This is a genomic window from Candidatus Edwardsbacteria bacterium (assembly GCA_018821925.1).
Lineage (GTDB): Bacteria > Edwardsbacteria > AC1 > AC1 > EtOH8 > UBA2226.
The window spans coordinates 25,998-42,778 of the sequence record JAHJLF010000073.1 but is presented as its reverse complement, the minus strand read 5'-3'; the positions used below and the strand labels follow the sequence as shown (position 1 = coordinate 42,778).

The following is a 16,781-nucleotide window of genomic DNA, read 5'->3' as shown; positions in this document are numbered from 1 at the left end:
TAGTTCTGTTATTCCGTTGGAGTATTAGTTATAACTAAATTATCAAGCACATAATCAAAATCCTCTTGTTTGAATCTTGATTTATTAGCGATGTATTCAATTTTCAAATAATAGTTAACCAGATGGATAAAACCAGTTATCCCTAAATTATTGCCTTTTATGCTAATACCTTCACCTCCGGCGGTGGCTACTGAGCTGGTGAAATAAATCAAATGAACAGGGCATTCGTTGACCTTGATATCTTTTGTGCCCACAACATTATATTTGAAGTAGTAGCGGGGTTCAAAAAAGCGTTCTTTTTTATCTTCAATAAATTCAGAAAATGATTGTGTAGTCTCAAAAACAGAAATCACAAAAACAGGCTTTAATAATATTAAACCGCCAATAACGTCCAGTTCTCTTTGATAACGTACAGCAGAAACTCTTTCGGTTGAATTTTTACCAGATGATCGAGGTTCATAATCTTTGGGGAAAGCTACGGAGAATGGGTATTTGGAATCAATATAATGAGTTTTATTAACCGAACCGCTTGTGGCACACCCCATAATAAATCCCATTAGTAGTATTAGCACAAGCTTGTGCATATTAGTTCCTCCTATCGTTTCTAGTTCCTTTTAATGTATCCCAGTGCTTGGTCGTTATCGCCGTCCATGATCACCGAGACCGTGGCGTCGGCCATCATCTTGGAAACGTTGATCACCTTGATGACCTTGTCCATCTTCTTGGCATCCGGCAGTATCCTCTTCAGCAGGTTGGGGGCGTTATTAAAGAACTTCTCGTTGAACACCATGTTCTTCTCGTCGGGATACAGCGGCAGGTAGCGGATCCGGGCCTCCACCAGGTCCTGGAAGAAATGGGTGCCGAAGGAGACCTCGGGCACGTAATCCTTCTTCTTTTTGGCCACCTCGATCAGCATGGCGGTGTTGTTGATGTCCGAATACCCCACCCGCACGCCCAGCTTGATGTCGCCCCGGCTGCCCCAGCGGCCCGGCCCCATCAGAATAAATTTCTGGCGCGGAAGTTTATTATTCAACTCGCCGATGGTTCGCCCCACCTGGATCAATTCCTCCATGGTGGGCAGGGAATCGTATTCCTCTGGATCTACATACACCAGGTATTCGATATCCTCCACCTGGGCGGTGGTGATGAACTTGTCGGCGGTGAACAGGATGTCGTCCTTGGGCACATCCTGGGGCACCGGGATGTTGTGCACACCGCCCGATTGGCTTTGGGGCCGGCACTGCAGCAGGTACAGCTTGTGGATGTCGCCGTCGCAGGCGAACTCTATGTCCACAGGCCAGCCCAGCTCTTTGCTGAGGATGTCCAATATGGCCTTGATCTGGGGGATGAAGGGGCCGTGGGTCAGCAGTTTGGAGAAGGTGACCACCGGAGCGCCCTTGTCGTAATCTATCATGGTGCCCACCGGAGAGAACAGCTGGCCGTCCTGGTAGATGGAGATGATCTGGGGCAGGGCCGGATATTCCTGGCCGCATTCCTGCAACAACTTCTCGAAATTGACGGTCTCAAAGCGGCGGGTGGTCAGGTTGATAACGTCGATGTTCTTCTGGGAATACCACATCACCTCCTCGGGGCTGACATTCACTTTCAGGCCGGGCTGGCCGGGGCAGACCAGGGTCGGGTAATCGTCGCCCATCCGGTCCACCGCCCGGGTGCCCAGGCCGGCCACCAGCCGGATGATGCCGTCCTCCCGCTTGATGCGGGGCGACCAGCGAAACTCATTGGAGCTGAAAGCCACCCCGGCGTAGGCCGGGAAAAAGTATTTTCCGATTCGGCGGCCCACCACCTCCTGGATGACGATGGCCATCTCCTCGTTGAAGTCCAGCAGTCCCCGCTCCCGGCGGTACTCGATGGGGTCGGGCCCGAAGACGCTGGCGTACACCTCCTCGATGGCGTCTATCAGGGCCTCCAGCTTCTCTCGCTTGGTGCCCTGGTTGGCCACGAACAGGCTCTTGTATTTTCCGGCAAAGGAGGAGCCCAGTGTGTCCTCCAGCAGGCTGGAGGAACGCACCACCAGCGGACGATCAGCGAAATCGTCCAGGGCCAGACTCAAGCCGGCGATGATCTCCGGCGACATGGAGGAATTCTTGAATATCTGCTCGATGTAAGGGTACTCCTGGCGGATCTCCACCGGATCGCGGTACTTGATGGTGGGCATCTCCTCCAGTGCGTTGAAGTGCAGAAAATCCATAATGCCGTCCGAGGTAACGTACCACGTCTTGGGGATGGACAGGTTGCGCAGGGCGATGTTGTCTTTCTTGGCGGCCAGCAGTATTTTTTCAGCCCTAAACAATCCGGCGGCCTTGCCGCCCAGCTTGCCGTTGCCGGTGGCTGGCCCGATGGTGCGGGACAGCACCGGGGCGAAATCGAACACCGTCACAAAATTCTTGGTGGTATTTATGTAATCCAGGTCCTCGCTGAAGAATCGCCGGATCAGGGCCACCCGGACTCCTATGCGTTCCTCAGGCGACAGGGTTTTCTGGGCGTCGGGCATCAGGCTGAAACGGGTGACGGCCTCGGTGATATCGGCCAGGGGGACGTCCCTTTTCTCGGCGGCCATGGCCAGGAAGCGGGCCTGTTCGTGCTTGACCCACAGGCTGATCATCCGGACGATCTCCTCGGCGCTGACCTCCTGGGCGGCGATGGTGAACACCTCGTCCATGATCTCCTGCAACAGCACCTGGTTCAGGCGGGGCACGGGCTGGTTCTCGCTGTACTCCCAGTCGGTGGAGGTGGACTCTAATCGCTTCATCAGCACCTCGATCCTGGAGATGTTGCGCTTGTAGAGGTGGTTCATCATTTTGCGGCCGATCCGGCTCAGCAGTACGGGGTTGGTGTCACGCAGCAGGTCGATGATCACCTGCCATTCGGGCTTGTTATGGGGCAATGTGGTTCTCCCGTTGGAGTTTATAATTTATTTAATGACCTCACCCATCCCTCTCCTGATAAATCAGGCGAGGGTGTGACCAAGGCCGGACATGATGCATCATGTCCCTACAATTGACCGATGTGTCATTCCCGCGACGGCGGGAATCCAAGTGGTAGATAATATCAAAATATTCAGTCTAACAAAATAACGCCATGGCCGGTGCGGCCATCAATCATCACCGTCAGCGGCTTGGCAAAGCGCAGGTGCCGGACGTTCTCCGATTCGCCGATCACCGGCCCCTGCTCCAGCCGGGCCCAGTCCATCCCGCCGTGCTCCGGGTCCAGGGGCACGGTGAAATATCCGATCCTCAGCGAGGTCATGTTCTGGAAGAAGTGCGAGCCCTGAGAGGGATCCACATTCATGTTGGGCAGGCTGACCTCGACCATGGTCTTGGCCCGGCTGATCTGGTTCCATTTTACAGGGATGCCCAGCCAGGGATCCGACGATCCCCAGCGTCCGGGGCCGATTAGAATATAATTGCGATCCTCCTCTTTGAGCCGGGCGTTAAATTTCTCTATCTCGTAAGTTATCTGCTGGCTGTTGGCGGCATTGAAGGTGTCGGGCTTGACATAAACCACATCCGCCAGTTCCTTGTTGACCCCGTTGCCCAGCACCTGATGGCTGTAACACAGGGCATTCTTAAAATTATTCTCCTTGAGATCTACCTTGACCAACTCGTCGCCCACCACCAGGGGGCGCACCTGCAGAAAACCGAACTCGGCCGGAAGCACGTTCCGGGCGTCCAGGCTGACCGCAAACTCCATCTCGATGGGACAGCCCATGGCCTCCCGGGAGAGTTGCAACAGCCGCTCCAATATCCCGGCCAGGGGGAAGATATCATTTTTCAGGATATTGGCAAAGGTGACGCTGCGGGGCCCGGGCTGGTTGATGCCGTCGTAGAATTGATCGTTCTGGGGCGAATAGGTGGAGGCCAGGTTGCCCAGAGTGCCGTCCAGCTCGGCCTGCTTCAGATCGGCCTTCAGCAGGAACTGGTCCTCATCGGCAAAGGCAGTGGTGGCCAGGGACTTCATGTTTATGGCGTAGAATTCGCGCTGGGAGTTGTTGAGCATCTCCTTGGTGGTGCCGAACTGCGGCAGGACCCGGGGATAGGCCGGGGTGAACCTTAAGGATGATCCTCCGTCCACCACCGTCTTGCCCAGCCCCAGGGCCACGTTGACCACCCCGTCCTCGGGGGTGGCGCTGCCCACCGGGTAGTAGTTGTAGGAGCGGGCCACCCCGGAGAAATCGGGATAGAAGCTGCCGTCCCGTTTCTGGCCCACCACCTCCTGGATGACCACCGCCATTTTTTCCTCCTCCACCCGGTGGTTGGTGGATTCGATGTAGGCCTTGGCCTGCTGGAAGAAGGTGGAGGCCCACACCAGCTTGATGGCGTTGGCCAGGCTCAGGAACCTGGCATCCAGGTTCGGTTCGTTGTTGGGGATCATCTTGGTGACGTAGATCCCGGCGAAGGGCTGGTAGAGGGCGTCCTCCAGCAGGCTGGAGGACCGTACCGCCAGCGGGGTCTTCAATTGCCGGATAAAATCCAGCAGGTCGCCCACGATGGTGGCCGGCAGTTCGGCATGAAGGAAGGCGTTGGCTATTCGGATATCCGATTTCTCCTGCAGGGCCATGCTGAAAAGGTCGTTCTTGCGGACGAACTCGTCGAATAGATCGGTGCCCAGCACCAAGGTGCGGGGAATGGAGATCTTGACCTCCGGAAAATCACTCTCCTTCAGATTAGAGGACAGGACCTTGTCGATGAAAGCCAGGCCCCGGGCCTTACCGCCCATGGAGCCGCCGCCCATCCGGTAGAAATGCCACTGCTTGAGATTGAATTGCCGGGAATAATAAAAAACGCCGCCTCGGTGCATGCTGTTGTAATGCTCCAGGAAAGCATCCTTGATGGCCCGGCGCAGCAGAAGGGGATCGGCCTGGCCGGCAATCCCGGGCTGGTAGATCTTCTGGGCCAGCTGGAACTCGGTGCGGACCAGTAGCCAGCGCTTGAGATCGTCATGGCGGTAATAGGTAGAGAGTATGTCGGGCGGCAGACTGTCCACCACTGACAGGAAGGCCTCGATATTGGTCACCCGGGCCACCTCGTTCCGATTCTCGTTCCGGAACACCAAGTCGCCAAAATTGAAATGATCGGTCAGGATCTGGTGAAAATCGCTGATCAGGGTGGGGCTGTTTTTCAGCAGGTGGGCCGCGTCCAGTTCCCGGGCGATCTGTTGGGTATTCTCTTCGCTGGACTGGAACATTATGGGAAGGAAGGGTTGCTGGGCCCTTACCAGTTTGACGAAATCGATCCCGGCCCGGTCATCCAGTTTTCCATTACGCGGACAGCGGATATCGCTAAAGATTCCCAGCATACTGTCCTTGAACTTTTGGTAGATGGCCACCGCCTGCTCGTAGCTGCCGGCCAGGTGGACCTGGGGCCGGCCGTTCTGTCTGAGCACTCTCTGGGTAAAGGACAGGTTCTCATGCAGCAAACGGCTGGTCTGGTTCCACAGTTCCTCGTATATTAAGTAAATGTAGGAGGAATAGAAGGGGATTGAATCCTCCAGAATTAGCAGGTTAGGGACGCCCACCAGCCCGGTGTCATGATCGGAGTTCTTGACATCCTCAATGTACTGGATGATGCCGGCCATTATCTTGCCGTCGCCCTGCCAGGCGAAGATCTTATCCACCGAATGGCCGTCATCGGCCTCCACCAGCCGCTGCAGCTCCGGTGTATTGTAGGCCAGCACCACCACCGGCAGGCCGGGATGTTTTTCCTTTACCGCCCGGCCGAAGGTGAAGGGGTCCATGTCCCCCAGCCGCTGGATGGTGACCACCAAGTCGAACGCTTCCTCATCCACCGCTTTTAAGGCGGCCTGGCCGCCTGCGGTCCGGGTGATGACCGGCACATAGCCCAGGTCGCGCTGTTTATAGACTTGGCCCAGCAGGTCGGCCAGCCGTCCTTCCTCCTCCAGGATGTATGAATCGTACAGGCTGGCCACCAGCAGGACTCGGCGAACCCGGTAGGACATAAGGTGCTGCAGTTTGGATGAATAGAAATCGTCCAGGACCAGCAGTTCTTGGTCGGTTGATTTAGGTTTTAGGGAAGACATAATTAATCGCTCAAGTATTTTACATTAGTATATGCCAAGGGGCAGGGTAAAATCAATGATAATTTGTATTGATTTACAAATTTGCGAGAAGCAACACTTTTTTATATCCCTGGATTCCCTCTGGAGTTTACCCCTCACAAAGATGCGGGGAGGGAATGACATATTGCTGTACCGCTTTTAAATAAAGAGGCGCAGGAGAAACTCCTGCGCCGCACAAATATCTATTCTCTAAAATCTAATCCCTGAACTAGACCCAGCCTCTCAGGCGGCAGGCCTCGGCCACTTTCTGGATGGCGATCATGTAGGCCGCATCGCGCATATAGACCTTCTTGTCGCGGGCCAGGGCGGATACCTTCAGGAAGGCGTCGGTCATCTTGGTGTCCAGCTTGGAGAGCACCTCGTCCTTGGTCCAGAAATAGTTCATGTTGCACTGCACCTGCTCAAAATAACTGCAGGTGACCCCGCCGGCGTTGGCCAGGAAGTCGGGAACCATGAAGATGCCGCGCTGCTTGATGATCTCGTCGGCCTCGGGGGTGGTGGGGCCGTTGGCGCCCTCCACGATCAGCTTGACGCCCTTGGCCATCTTGGGGGCGGTGTCCTTGGTGATCTGGTTCTCCAGGGCGGCAGGGACCAGTATCTCCACGTCCTGCTCGATCCAGGCGTCGCCGTTCAGCACCTCGTAGCTGGCGGCCTTGGCCTTGTCTTTGCTGATGCCGCCGAAGCGGTCGGTGATCTTTAAAAGCTCGTCGGCGTCGATGCCGGTCTTCTTGAGGAAGGTGTATGATTTCTGATCGGCCTGGTCCCAGCAGGACACGCAGATCGGATTGCCGCCGTATTCCTTGTATAATTTGACAGCGTACTGGGAGACGTTGCCGAACCCCTGGAAGGCGGCCTTGGTTTTTTTGATGTCGATGCCCATCTCGCGCAGGGCCTCCCGCATGACATATACGCAGCCGTAGCCGGTGGCCTCGGTGCGGCCCAAGCTACCGCCCACGCCCAGCGGCTTGCCGGTGATGACGCCGGGAAAGCGGCCGTTATGTATCTTCTCGTATTCGTCCATCATCCAGATCATGTGCTGGCCGGAGGTCATTACGTCCGGGGCCGGCACATCCAGGAAGGGACCTATGTTGTATGCCACCTGGCGCACCCAGCCGCGACAGATGCCTTCCTGTTCGCGCTCCGAAAGATGATGCGGGTCGCAGATGACCCCGCCTTTGCCGCCGCCCAGGGGAATGTCCACCACCGAGCACTTCCAGGTCATCCAGGTGGCCAGGGCCCTGACGGTGTCGATGGTTTCCTGGGGGTGGAAGCGGATGCCGCCCTTGCCGGGGCCGCGGGCATCGTTGTGCTGGACACGGAATCCGCGGAACACCTTGACGGTGCCGTCATCCATGCGGACCGGGATATTGAAGTGATACTCCCGCATGGGATTGCGCAGGAGGTCACGGGTTCCCTGATCGAGACCCAGTTTTTCGGCCACGTCGTCGAACTGTTTTTGGGCCATCTCAAAGGCATTGAAGGATTTGTCAGCCATGAGAATCAGCTCCTTTTATGAGTAGTTAATATATATGAAACCCCTGCAGAATAGCCGCAAAAAGTACAGAATATTCGACAGAGGCCTCTGTTATTCTAAATTCATGCGGATTATATCACAAGCAGAAATTAAAGTCAAATCCATTCGGATAGCATTTCATATTGACAAAACCTTTCGATAATCGTATACTTCGTATCGGCTGGGGGAGCATAAGGCATAAATGCCAGGCTGAGAGGCCCGATCAAATAAAAGATAGGGCGACCCCTTAACCTGAACTGGGTAACACCAGCGGAGGGAAGCGGTAATAACCGGTGGTTATCGGCTTTTGCTCCGTGAAATCAGGGCAAAGGCTTTTTTGTTTAAGATCACTTGCCCACGAAACACGCGAAAAACACGAATATTTTTTTGCCCGGAGGGAACGATTTTCTTTGCCGCGGAGAACACAGAGAGCGCAGAGGGTTATAGGTCTTTTCTATTTTTATTCCCAGGGCAACTAAATTACAGCAATGTGTCATTCCCTCCCCGCATCTTTGTGCGGGGTAAACTCCAGAGGGAATCCATGCCTGGATGCCATTCTTCAATGGCATGACAATTTGGATTATTGATCTATTTAAATACCAAAGCAATAATACATTATTACTTTATACTCATTGCCACATGCAAATCATTCTAAACGGAAAAGAACACCAATTGAACAGGCCGGCCACAATCAACGATCTATTAATAGATCTGGGGCAGGATGACAGCCGGGTGGTGGCGGAGGTGAATTCATTGATAATGCAGAGAGACCAGTATCAAGATGTATTTTTGAATGAGGGGGACATCGTCGAGATCGTCAAACTGGTGGGCGGGGGATGATTCGATGAAAGCAAAAGTTAGAGGCCAGTAGCCAGTAGTCGGTATACAGTATTTAGTAACGGGGAAAACAGTAATTACGAATTAAGGAAAATTTTCTTTGTGCTATTTGTGTCCCTTCGGCTCGGCTCAGGGCATGCTTAGTGTAAAAATAAATCAATAAATACAGAAGTAATATGTTAAAACCTTTAGTGATAGCCGGGCGGCAAATCAAATCACGCCTTTTTCTGGGGACCGGGAAATTCCCCAGTTCACAGGTGATGGCGGATGCCCTGGAGGCCTCGGGGGCCGAGATCGTGACCGTGGCCCTGCGCCGGGTGGAGTTCGACAATCCACAGGATGATATCATCTCCCATGTCGATCAAAAAAAATATCTGCTGTTGCCCAACACCTCCGGAGCCCGCGACGCGGAGGAGGCGGTTCGCATCGCAAAACTGGCCCGGGCGGCCACCGGCTGGAACTGGCTGAAACTGGAGGTCACTCCCGAGCCGAACTTTCTCCTTCCCGACCCCATCGAGACGCTGAAAGCAGCCGAGATCCTAATCAAGGAAGGTTTCGTGGTCCTGCCATATATCAATGCCGATCCCATTTTGGCCAAGCGCCTGCAGGATGCCGGATGTGCGGCGGTGATGCCTTTAGGCTCGCCCATAGGCTCCGGACGGGGGATCAAGACCGCCGACCAGATCAGAATCATCATCCAGCAGTCCACGGTGCCGGTGGTGGTGGATGCCGGGCTGGGACTGCCCTCGCATGTCTGCCAGGCCTTTGAATTGGGGGCCGACGCGGTGCTGGTCAATACCGCAGTGGCGGTGGCCGATGATCCGGTGAAGATGGCCATAGCATTCAAACTGGCGGTGGAGGCATCATTGACAGGAATGGAGGCCGGGCCTGTTCCTGAGGGCGATGCTGCTTCCGCCTCCAGCCCCCTGACCGGATTTTTAAGATGATCTCGTTTTATGAAATAATTGGATCTCTGGACGCCTCCCGGATAAAAAAAAATCTGCCGAAAATTACCACCGGACAAGTCAGGGCCCTTTTGGAATCCATCAGCACCGGCACCATCCCCAACCCCGAGGATATCGCCATACTGGTATCTCCGGCCGCCGCCGAACTGCTGGAGCCGATGGCCCAGCTGGCAAGAACCATCACCGCCCGGCGCTTCGGCAGGACCATCCAAATTTATGCCCCTTTATATATCTCGAACCATTGCAGCAATTCCTGCGTTTACTGCGGGTTCAATGTTCATAATAAGATCAACCGCCGGACCTCGAGCCGGGAAGAAATATTATCCGAAGCCCGTCTTTTGAAAAATAAAAATATTTCGCAGCTGCTGTTAGTAAGCGGGGAATGTCCGGCCGAGGTCAGCGTTGATCTGCTGGAGGATATAGCCCGCGATCTCAAAGGGCTGTTCCCCTCGCTGTCCATAGAGATATACCCGCTGGATACTCCGGACTACGAGAGGCTTTACCGGGCCGGCATAGACGGACTGGCCATTTACCAGGAAACATATGATCAAAATCTATATTCCACGGTCCATCCGGCCGGGCCCAAGCGGGATTACCAATACCGGCTGGGAGCTCCGGAGAGGGGGGCGGCCGCGGGTTTCAGGCAGATCGGCATAGGCTCATTGCTGGGATTGAACGACTGGCGGGTGGAATCCTATTATCTAATGCATCACGCGGCGTACCTGATGAAGCATTTCTGGAAAAGCCAGGTTTCCATTTCATTTCCCCGCTTAAGGCCGGCGGCCGGGGGATACAGTCCGGAGTTCCCCATCAGCGACAGCGAACTGGTGCAGATGATATGCGCCTTCCGGCTGATGCTACCCGATGCCGGACTGGTGCTGTCCACCCGGGAGCCGGCCCATTTGCGCGACAGCCTGATAGGGCTGGGTATCACCAGAATGAGCGCCGGATCCAAAACGGCCCCGGGCGGGTATCTGGACGAGCAGGGGCCGGCCGCCGAGGAACAGTTCAATGTGTTCGACGACCGGCCGGTGGAGGCGGTGGCAGAAAGCATCAGAGCCAAGGGTTACGATACGGTGTGGAAGGATTGGGATCAGGGGTTTGAGGAGCAGAGAGCAGGAGAGTCCGGCAATGTTTGAAACGTTTGAGCTGCCACATGAATGGCCCAACGGTGTTCGAAATGTTTGAACAGGTTAAAAATGGTTGAGGTCGAAAATGTTTCCGTACCATCTGTTACAAGCATCTGTGTCATCTGTGAGAGGTAATTAAATGAATAATAAAGAACAACGGCTGAAAGCCTTTCGACAGATAGACCTCTATCCCGTCACCGATCAAAGCCTGTCGCGGGGACGTTCCAATCTTGAAATACTGGACGGCCTGATCGCCGGGGGAGCCAGGATCGTCCAACTGCGGGAAAAGCACCTCTCCAAAAAAGATTTTTACCAGATGGCACTGCCCTTCCGGGAAAAGACCGCCTCAGCTGGGATGCTGCTGATCATCAACGATCACCTGGACATCGCCATGGCCTGCGGGGCGGACGGGGTGCATCTGGGGCAGGACGACCTGCCGCTGTCCGCCGCTAGGAAGCTGGCTCCGGAACTGCTGATCGGCGTTTCCACTCACAACCTGAAAGAAGCATTGACGGCCCAGGAACAGGGGGCCGATTATGTGAATATCGGGCCGATATTCGCCACCCGGACCAAGGAGGTGGCCATGGCCCCGCTGGGGCCGGAAGCTATCAAGGAAATAGCTCCGCACCTGAATATACCGTTCACGGTCATGGGCGGCATCAATGCATCGAATATCGATCAGGTTCTGCGGGCTGGTGTCAGGAGGATAGCAGTGGTAACCGCTATTACCCAGGCGGAGGAGGTGGCTAGAGCGGTCCGGGATTTGAGACGACTTATAAGCGGAGTGGCTTGATTGAGATGCTATGTTGGGAGCAACGCACCATGAGAGATGTCAGAAGTATGGAGGGCGATAGGTGAATGTATTGGTTGTTGAGAAACACCTGAATCCTTTGGTTGACTTTTGGCATCAAATAGTATAGAATGCCGAATATCTTATTTTAATGGAGAATTTAGCCGATGTACAGCGAAAAAGTGATGGACCATTTCATGAATCCCCGTAATATGGGAGAGATCGAGAACCCTGACGGAGTGGGGATGGTAGGGAACCCGGTCTGCGGCGACATGATGAAGATCATGATGAAGATAGAGAAGGATGTCATCACCGAAGTCAAGTTCAAGACCTTCGGGTGCGGGGCGGCCATCGCCACCTCCAGCATGGCCACCGAGCTGGTCAAGGGCAAGACGCTGACCGAGGCCCTGGCGGTATCCAACAAGGCGGTGGCCGAGGCCCTGGACGGCCTGCCTCCGGTCAAGACCCACTGCTCGGTGCTGGCCGAGGACGGCGTGCGTGCGGCCATCAATGACTATCTGGTCAAGACTGGCCGGCCGGGATTGGAGCTTAAAGAAAGCGGGCACGAGCACGAAATTCATGAACATGAGAAATAGATGAAAACTTCTGTAATGTGTGGATTTGTTTTTTTAGACTTGACAAATTATCAATATATGATATAATATCAAGAAATGGAATCGCAGTGGATGATAATCCATTAGAAAAAGCATATAGTCCCCCAAAAGCAAAGCAATTAATACTTGCCATTATTACAGAAGGCAAGGTAATCTCTACGCAACATGCCAAGCGGGAAATGACAGCTGATAATCTTACTATCGTGGATTGCATAAATGTTCTCAGGGGTGGTATTGTTGAACCTGCGGAATGGGAAAATGGTGCGTGGAGATACCATGTGCATACTGCAAAAATTTGGGTTGTTATTGAACTTGAGAGCGAAACCGAACTCGTTCTTGTTACAGCATGGAGAAAGACCTGAAAAGGAGATTTCATTATGAAATGCCCTAATTGCAGATCAGAAATGGTTACACAGAAAGGTAACTATTTATATACAGAGTCCGGTCTACATTATATTACCTTGCAGAATGTCGATATTTGCAATTGCAGTAAATGTGGCGAACAAACTGTATCCATACCGAAAATCGAGGAATTGCATCGTGTCATAGCTTTTGCAATTATTAAAAAGAAAGAACGGCTTTCTGCAGGTGAAATCCGCTACCTTCGTAAGTATCTTGGTTGGTCTGGAAAAGACTTTGCCGAACATATGGGAGTAGCCCCTGAAACAGTATCGAGATGGGAGAATGATAAAGAACCCATGGGTCCTATTGCTGACAGGCTTCTTAGATTGATGCTTGCGCATCAAAAGCCGGTCGATAGGTACTCACTTGAACTATTACGGGAAGTTACCCATGATAGTCAAAAGCAATCTCGATTTGAGATAATAGCGGATGCTGCCGGGTGGCATGCTAAAGCTGCGTAACTATTGTTCGCGTAAAAAAGCCTCTCCTAGATTACTGATATATAATAAAAATCCCCCCGCTTTTAGCGGGGGGATTTTGTTTTCCCAAGTTACTTAAGCAGAACCATCTTTTTGGTCAGATTGATGTCGCCGGCGTTGAGCCGGTAGAAATACACCCCGGCGGAAACCGGCCGGCCTGAATTATCCCGGCCATTCCAGGCAATGTTATAATAGCCCGGAAGCTGTTTGGCATCCACCATGGTCCTTACCAGTTGGCCGGAGATGTTATAGACATTGATCCTTACCCGGCTCTCTGACGGCAGCTGATATTTGATGGCGGTCTGCCCCCGGAAGGGATTGGGCCTATTCTGGTCAAGCGAAAATACCCTGATGGCTATCTCGTTCGGCGTGCCAGCCACTCCGCTGGGGAAGGGCTGGACCTTGAGATAAACATCATCTAACAGCCAGCCGAAGGCATTGGAGGCGGCGTCGGACTTAAGCCGCATCCGGAACAGGATGCTGTCGTTGGTTCCCTTGGTCGAGAATATGGGATTCAATTCGACGCTATCCATGGCCCAGGAGGTAGTCAGAGATGTTCGATATTTTAATATCGCCCATGCGACTCCGTCTTTAGATGCCTCAAGAAAGATGGTATCGCCCGGGGTAGTGCTGATGATGCCCTTTACCCACAGGTATAACCGGACCCAGTTATTGTTGTCGGCATAGGCATCCAGGTTATAGCCGTATTCCGGTTTCAACTGCATGATGATCTCTGCGCTGTTGGGATAAACGCCCGTTCCGGTTCGCATGCAGTTAGGAGCGGAATGGGGCCCTGTAACATAAGTCCTCCATGGATTGGTGCCAGCCAGGGTGTCGAACATCGCCAGCATGGACGGAGTATCGAAATTGGACACCATTACCGAATCCACCATCACAAATGAGTGGTAATTGCTGGCTGGGCTGCGTCCGATATTGCGCCGGCTGGAGGTATCCACGGCCGTGATATAGTAGTGGACGGTGTCCCCGGTGTAGATGTGGGAAGGTAGACTAATGTTTCCGGAAAAATCGTTTCCAGCCGAAGCCATCATGACCTGGGGATATTCCGAGCCGGAATTGACTTTGTAATGAATAAAGCTGGAATCCTGGAACACACCATAATTATCAGTGATCACTGCATTGATCCTGTAAGGGCCGGACAAATTGATGGTGTTGGCCAGCGGAGTGTGGGTGATCACCGGGGCGTAGGGATCCGGCCCGGCGTAGAAGGAGTAATAATTGTAAGGAGCTCCCCCGGGCAGTGTCTTGTTAAGGCCGTTGCTGTTGGCGGCATAGACGAAGTAATCAATCTGGTTGTCGCTGTGAGCTGGGATCGATCCCTCATACAGGCTGCCGCCCATATCGGTCATCAGGGTGCGGTTGGCGAAAGGCAGGGCGCCGTCGTCATCCCAGTACAGATAGACCTGGGCCACACCGGCGCTGGATGCCACATTGGCCTGCACAACATAGGGGGACAATGTATCCTCGGTGTCGGTCAGCGGGGTATGGGCTATCTGGATATCCCCCATGAACCATTTGACGATGCGGTCCATGACGGTATCCCGGACCGCTCCCGAGGTGATGGCCTCGAAGCCGAACCCGGTGTAGACCACCTTGTGGACGCCGGAATATTTTATCCCGGCCTGGCCCGAGGAGAAGCCCGAATAATCCATGATGACATCGGCTCCGGCCCGGGGCGTAAAGTAATCGTAGTACTGGTTTGCTCCGATATAGGGTTGCAGGATGGAGAAGGCCAGCCCGTCGCCGATGGGATCGCTGGTGGTACCCACTATCGAGGTAACCGCGCTATGGTCGCCGCCGTAGGTGGCATGCAGGTAGTCCTGATAAAAAGCTTCGGCCTCGGCGCTGTACTGCGCCCCGGTGGGATCGGCCAGATCCCAGCCGATATCCTGTCCTGACAGATACAGGTTTCCCCCATTGTCCAGATAATTTCTCAGCGCCGCCCGGTCCATGGAATCCAGCGAGGGGAAGGCCCATTCGCACAGCCAGATAACGGTATTATAGGAATTCAACAAGGAGGTGTCGGGGGCTCCTTTTTGGGAATGGTCGTAATGGTCGTAAAAATATCCCAATTTGGAAATGGAGTTGGTATAGAAATCGTCAACGTTGAGCGCCCCGGTATCATCGTCCACCAGCAGGATGGGGGATTTCTCGATCTGGACGTAGAAGGTGTCGGTGCGGTTCTGGGCATCGGCAGTGATGTCGATAATGAAGGTGGCCCAGTGGGGCAGGGCGGTGTTGTCCACTGTGAAGCTGAAGGTGGCCACGGTGTCGGCATATCCGCCGTTGACGGCTCCGTAGCTGCCGGAATTGGAGAGTATCTGCACCGCATAATCATCGCTGTGAATGGTGGCGCTTACTGCGGCGGCATCGCCCCACCAATTCTTTAATACCACAGACAGGGCCACGGTCTCCCCAGCCTCGGGAATGTTGTTGCCTCCGTCCGGAGTGTAATGGTTTTCATATTTCACCAGAGGCACCGGCGTGATGGTCAGGGCCTTATAGGCGTTGATCCTTCCGGTGCCCAGCAGGCCGGCGTAGGAAGGATTTGAGGCATCGATGTTATCGGTGGTCATGATCAATTGGGTGGCCACCTGGGTGTTATTCCAGGTGGGATTAGTGGCCCAGATAAGGCCCACCACACCGGCCGCCACCGGACTGGCCATGGAGGTGCCGCTCCATTCTGTTCCGCCATAAGTATTAGGATAAACAGTGCTCCAGATACTGACACCAGGGGCAGAAACGTCAACGGTGGTTCCATAATTGGAAAAAGATGCTTTTGCATCCGAAGTGGTGGTGGCTGCCACCGAGAGGGCGTTATTGTAACTTGAGGGATAATGAGGGTCCGAACTGGCATCGTTGCCGGCGGCGCAGACCACCACCGATCCGCCCTCCCAGGCGTAATTGACCAGGTCCTGGGCGAACTGGCTGTAGTTCGTACCGCCCCAGCTGCAGTTGATGGACTTGGCCCCGTTGTCAGCGGCATAGACGATTCCGTCGTATCCGAAATAAATATAGCCCTTGCCGCCCGGGGCCCTGGTATCATTATCGAAGGAACATTTGATGGCCATCACCTTGCAGTTCCATCCGATACCGGCCACCCCGGTGGCGTTATCGGTCACCGCCGAGGCGTCTCCGGCCACATGGGTCCCGTGATCGTTGTTGGAACCGTAGACGTTGGGATCGTTGTCGCCGGCATAGGCCAGGTTGGCAGTGTCCGGCCCGCAGAAATCCCAGCCCTGGACGTCGTCAACAAAGCCGTTCATATCATTGTCAAGGGAGTCAATGTCCCCGCCGGAGCCGACCGGAAAATTGTCGAATATCCCGTTGTGATTGATATCCTCTATCGGGTTGATCCAGATATTGTCTGCCAGGTCGGGATGGGTCAGCTGGACCCCGCAATCCACTATGCCGATCCAGACGGTGGTATCCCCCTGGGAGATATCCCAGGCAGCGGGCGCTTGGATCTTGTCCAAGAACCACTGGCTGCCTATTAACGGATCATTTGGGGTGGTTGCTTCAACCCGGTAGCCATACCTCGGCTCGGCGTATTCCACCTGTCCGGTCTTTACCAGGTCCCGGCACAGCTGTAAAATGTCGGTCTGTTTTGAAACCCGAGCCTGGCAGATATTGGCCAGCGACCTTCCCAAAGGGGTCTTGGCATTCTCCTTGGTCCGAAAAAGCTGTTTTACCTCCTGCCGGCCGGAGCTGTTTAAAACCCCGTCTACTGCCGCATTACCGGTGGATGTGCTCTTGGAGTCAATACTGGGCGGAGACTTCAACTTGATTATCACTGTTCCGGGCAGGTAAGTCTGGGATTGAGTGGTCCCGGGCCTCTCGGCCAGGCTGAGGGATGTGAGTGCTGTCGTCAGGAGCAGCACTAGTAACGGGATGAGCTTTTTCATATATTCCCTTTCTTTTATTGATGGCAAATCTT

At 54.1% G+C, this 16,781-nt stretch carries 12 protein-coding genes and 1 riboswitch; of the genes, 7 read left to right on the top strand and 5 right to left on the bottom strand.

Features of this window, described 5'->3' with window-relative positions; genetic code table 11:
• Positions 1-8: 8 nt before the first annotated feature.
• The 4 genes from KJ869_09205 to KJ869_09190 form a co-directional block, all read right to left on the bottom strand.
• Entirely contained in the window at positions 9-584 is a 576-nt protein-coding gene (locus KJ869_09205) for a hypothetical protein (protein MBU1577369.1), read from the bottom strand.
• Positions 585-604: 20 nt separating this feature from the next.
• Complete coding sequence (locus KJ869_09200; protein ID MBU1577368.1) at positions 605-2,905, bottom strand: PEP/pyruvate-binding domain-containing protein; 2,301 nt, start codon at positions 2,903-2,905, stop codon at positions 605-607.
• Positions 2,906-3,078: 173 nt separating this feature from the next.
• Entirely contained in the window at positions 3,079-6,057 is a 2,979-nt protein-coding gene (locus KJ869_09195; GenBank protein MBU1577367.1) for a histidine kinase, read from the bottom strand.
• A gap of 247 nt (positions 6,058-6,304) precedes the next feature.
• The gene (locus KJ869_09190) at positions 6,305-7,591 is read right to left on the bottom strand and encodes a Glu/Leu/Phe/Val dehydrogenase (protein ID MBU1577366.1); all 1,287 of its coding nucleotides are present in this window, start codon (positions 7,589-7,591) and stop codon (positions 6,305-6,307) included.
• 191 nt (positions 7,592-7,782) lie between these two features.
• Positions 7,783-7,905, top strand: a riboswitch (TPP riboswitch).
• A 343-nt stretch (positions 7,906-8,248) separates the two neighbouring features.
• On the opposite strand from KJ869_09190, the gene thiS reads away from it, so the two are divergent.
• From thiS to KJ869_09155, 7 genes are all read left to right on the top strand, one after another.
• Positions 8,249-8,449 (top strand): sulfur carrier protein ThiS, encoded by a 201-nt coding sequence (gene thiS, locus KJ869_09185; protein MBU1577365.1) that lies wholly within the window; start codon positions 8,249-8,251, stop codon positions 8,447-8,449.
• Positions 8,450-8,622: 173 nt separating this feature from the next.
• Positions 8,623-9,393, top strand: a complete 771-nt coding sequence (locus tag KJ869_09180; protein ID MBU1577364.1) for a thiazole synthase — start codon at positions 8,623-8,625, stop codon at positions 9,391-9,393.
• Positions 9,393-10,550 (top strand): 2-iminoacetate synthase ThiH, encoded by a 1,158-nt coding sequence (gene thiH / locus KJ869_09175; GenBank protein ID MBU1577363.1) that lies wholly within the window; start codon positions 9,393-9,395, stop codon positions 10,548-10,550. Before KJ869_09180 ends, thiH begins: the two co-directional genes overlap by 1 nt.
• Before the next feature lie 130 nt (positions 10,551-10,680).
• The gene (thiE, locus tag KJ869_09170; GenBank protein MBU1577362.1) at positions 10,681-11,334 is read left to right on the top strand and encodes a thiamine phosphate synthase; all 654 of its coding nucleotides are present in this window, start codon (positions 10,681-10,683) and stop codon (positions 11,332-11,334) included.
• A 164-nt stretch (positions 11,335-11,498) separates the two neighbouring features.
• On the top strand, positions 11,499-11,927 hold the full coding sequence (nifU, locus tag KJ869_09165; protein ID MBU1577361.1) for a Fe-S cluster assembly scaffold protein NifU: 429 nt from the start codon (positions 11,499-11,501) through the stop codon (positions 11,925-11,927).
• 86 nt (positions 11,928-12,013) lie between these two features.
• Positions 12,014-12,307 (top strand): hypothetical protein, encoded by a 294-nt coding sequence (locus tag KJ869_09160; protein ID MBU1577360.1) that lies wholly within the window; start codon positions 12,014-12,016, stop codon positions 12,305-12,307.
• A gap of 15 nt (positions 12,308-12,322) precedes the next feature.
• Positions 12,323-12,808, top strand: coding sequence for a type II toxin-antitoxin system MqsA family antitoxin (locus KJ869_09155; GenBank protein MBU1577359.1), 486 nt, complete (start codon positions 12,323-12,325; stop codon positions 12,806-12,808).
• 89 nt (positions 12,809-12,897) lie between these two features.
• Here KJ869_09155 and KJ869_09150 read toward each other — a convergent pair whose 3' ends face one another.
• Positions 12,898-16,749, bottom strand: coding sequence for a S8 family serine peptidase (locus tag KJ869_09150; GenBank protein ID MBU1577358.1), 3,852 nt, complete (start codon positions 16,747-16,749; stop codon positions 12,898-12,900).
• Between the last annotated feature and the right edge of the window lie 32 nt (positions 16,750-16,781).

Coding starts and splice junctions, on each gene's coding strand:
- nifU (MBU1577361.1), top strand. CDS start 11,499: ATGTACAGCGAAAAAGTGATGGACCATTTCATGAATCCCCGTAATATG.
- KJ869_09205 (MBU1577369.1), bottom strand. CDS start 584: ATGCACAAGCTTGTGCTAATACTACTAATGGGATTTATTATGGGGTGT.
- KJ869_09195 (MBU1577367.1), bottom strand. CDS start 6,057: ATGTCTTCCCTAAAACCTAAATCAACCGACCAAGAACTGCTGGTCCTG.
- KJ869_09155 (MBU1577359.1), top strand. CDS start 12,323: ATGAAATGCCCTAATTGCAGATCAGAAATGGTTACACAGAAAGGTAAC.
- KJ869_09190 (MBU1577366.1), bottom strand. CDS start 7,591: ATGGCTGACAAATCCTTCAATGCCTTTGAGATGGCCCAAAAACAGTTC.
- thiS (MBU1577365.1), top strand. CDS start 8,249: ATGCAAATCATTCTAAACGGAAAAGAACACCAATTGAACAGGCCGGCC.
- KJ869_09150 (MBU1577358.1), bottom strand. CDS start 16,749: ATGAAAAAGCTCATCCCGTTACTAGTGCTGCTCCTGACGACAGCACTC.
- thiE (MBU1577362.1), top strand. CDS start 10,681: ATGAATAATAAAGAACAACGGCTGAAAGCCTTTCGACAGATAGACCTC.
- KJ869_09180 (MBU1577364.1), top strand. CDS start 8,623: ATGTTAAAACCTTTAGTGATAGCCGGGCGGCAAATCAAATCACGCCTT.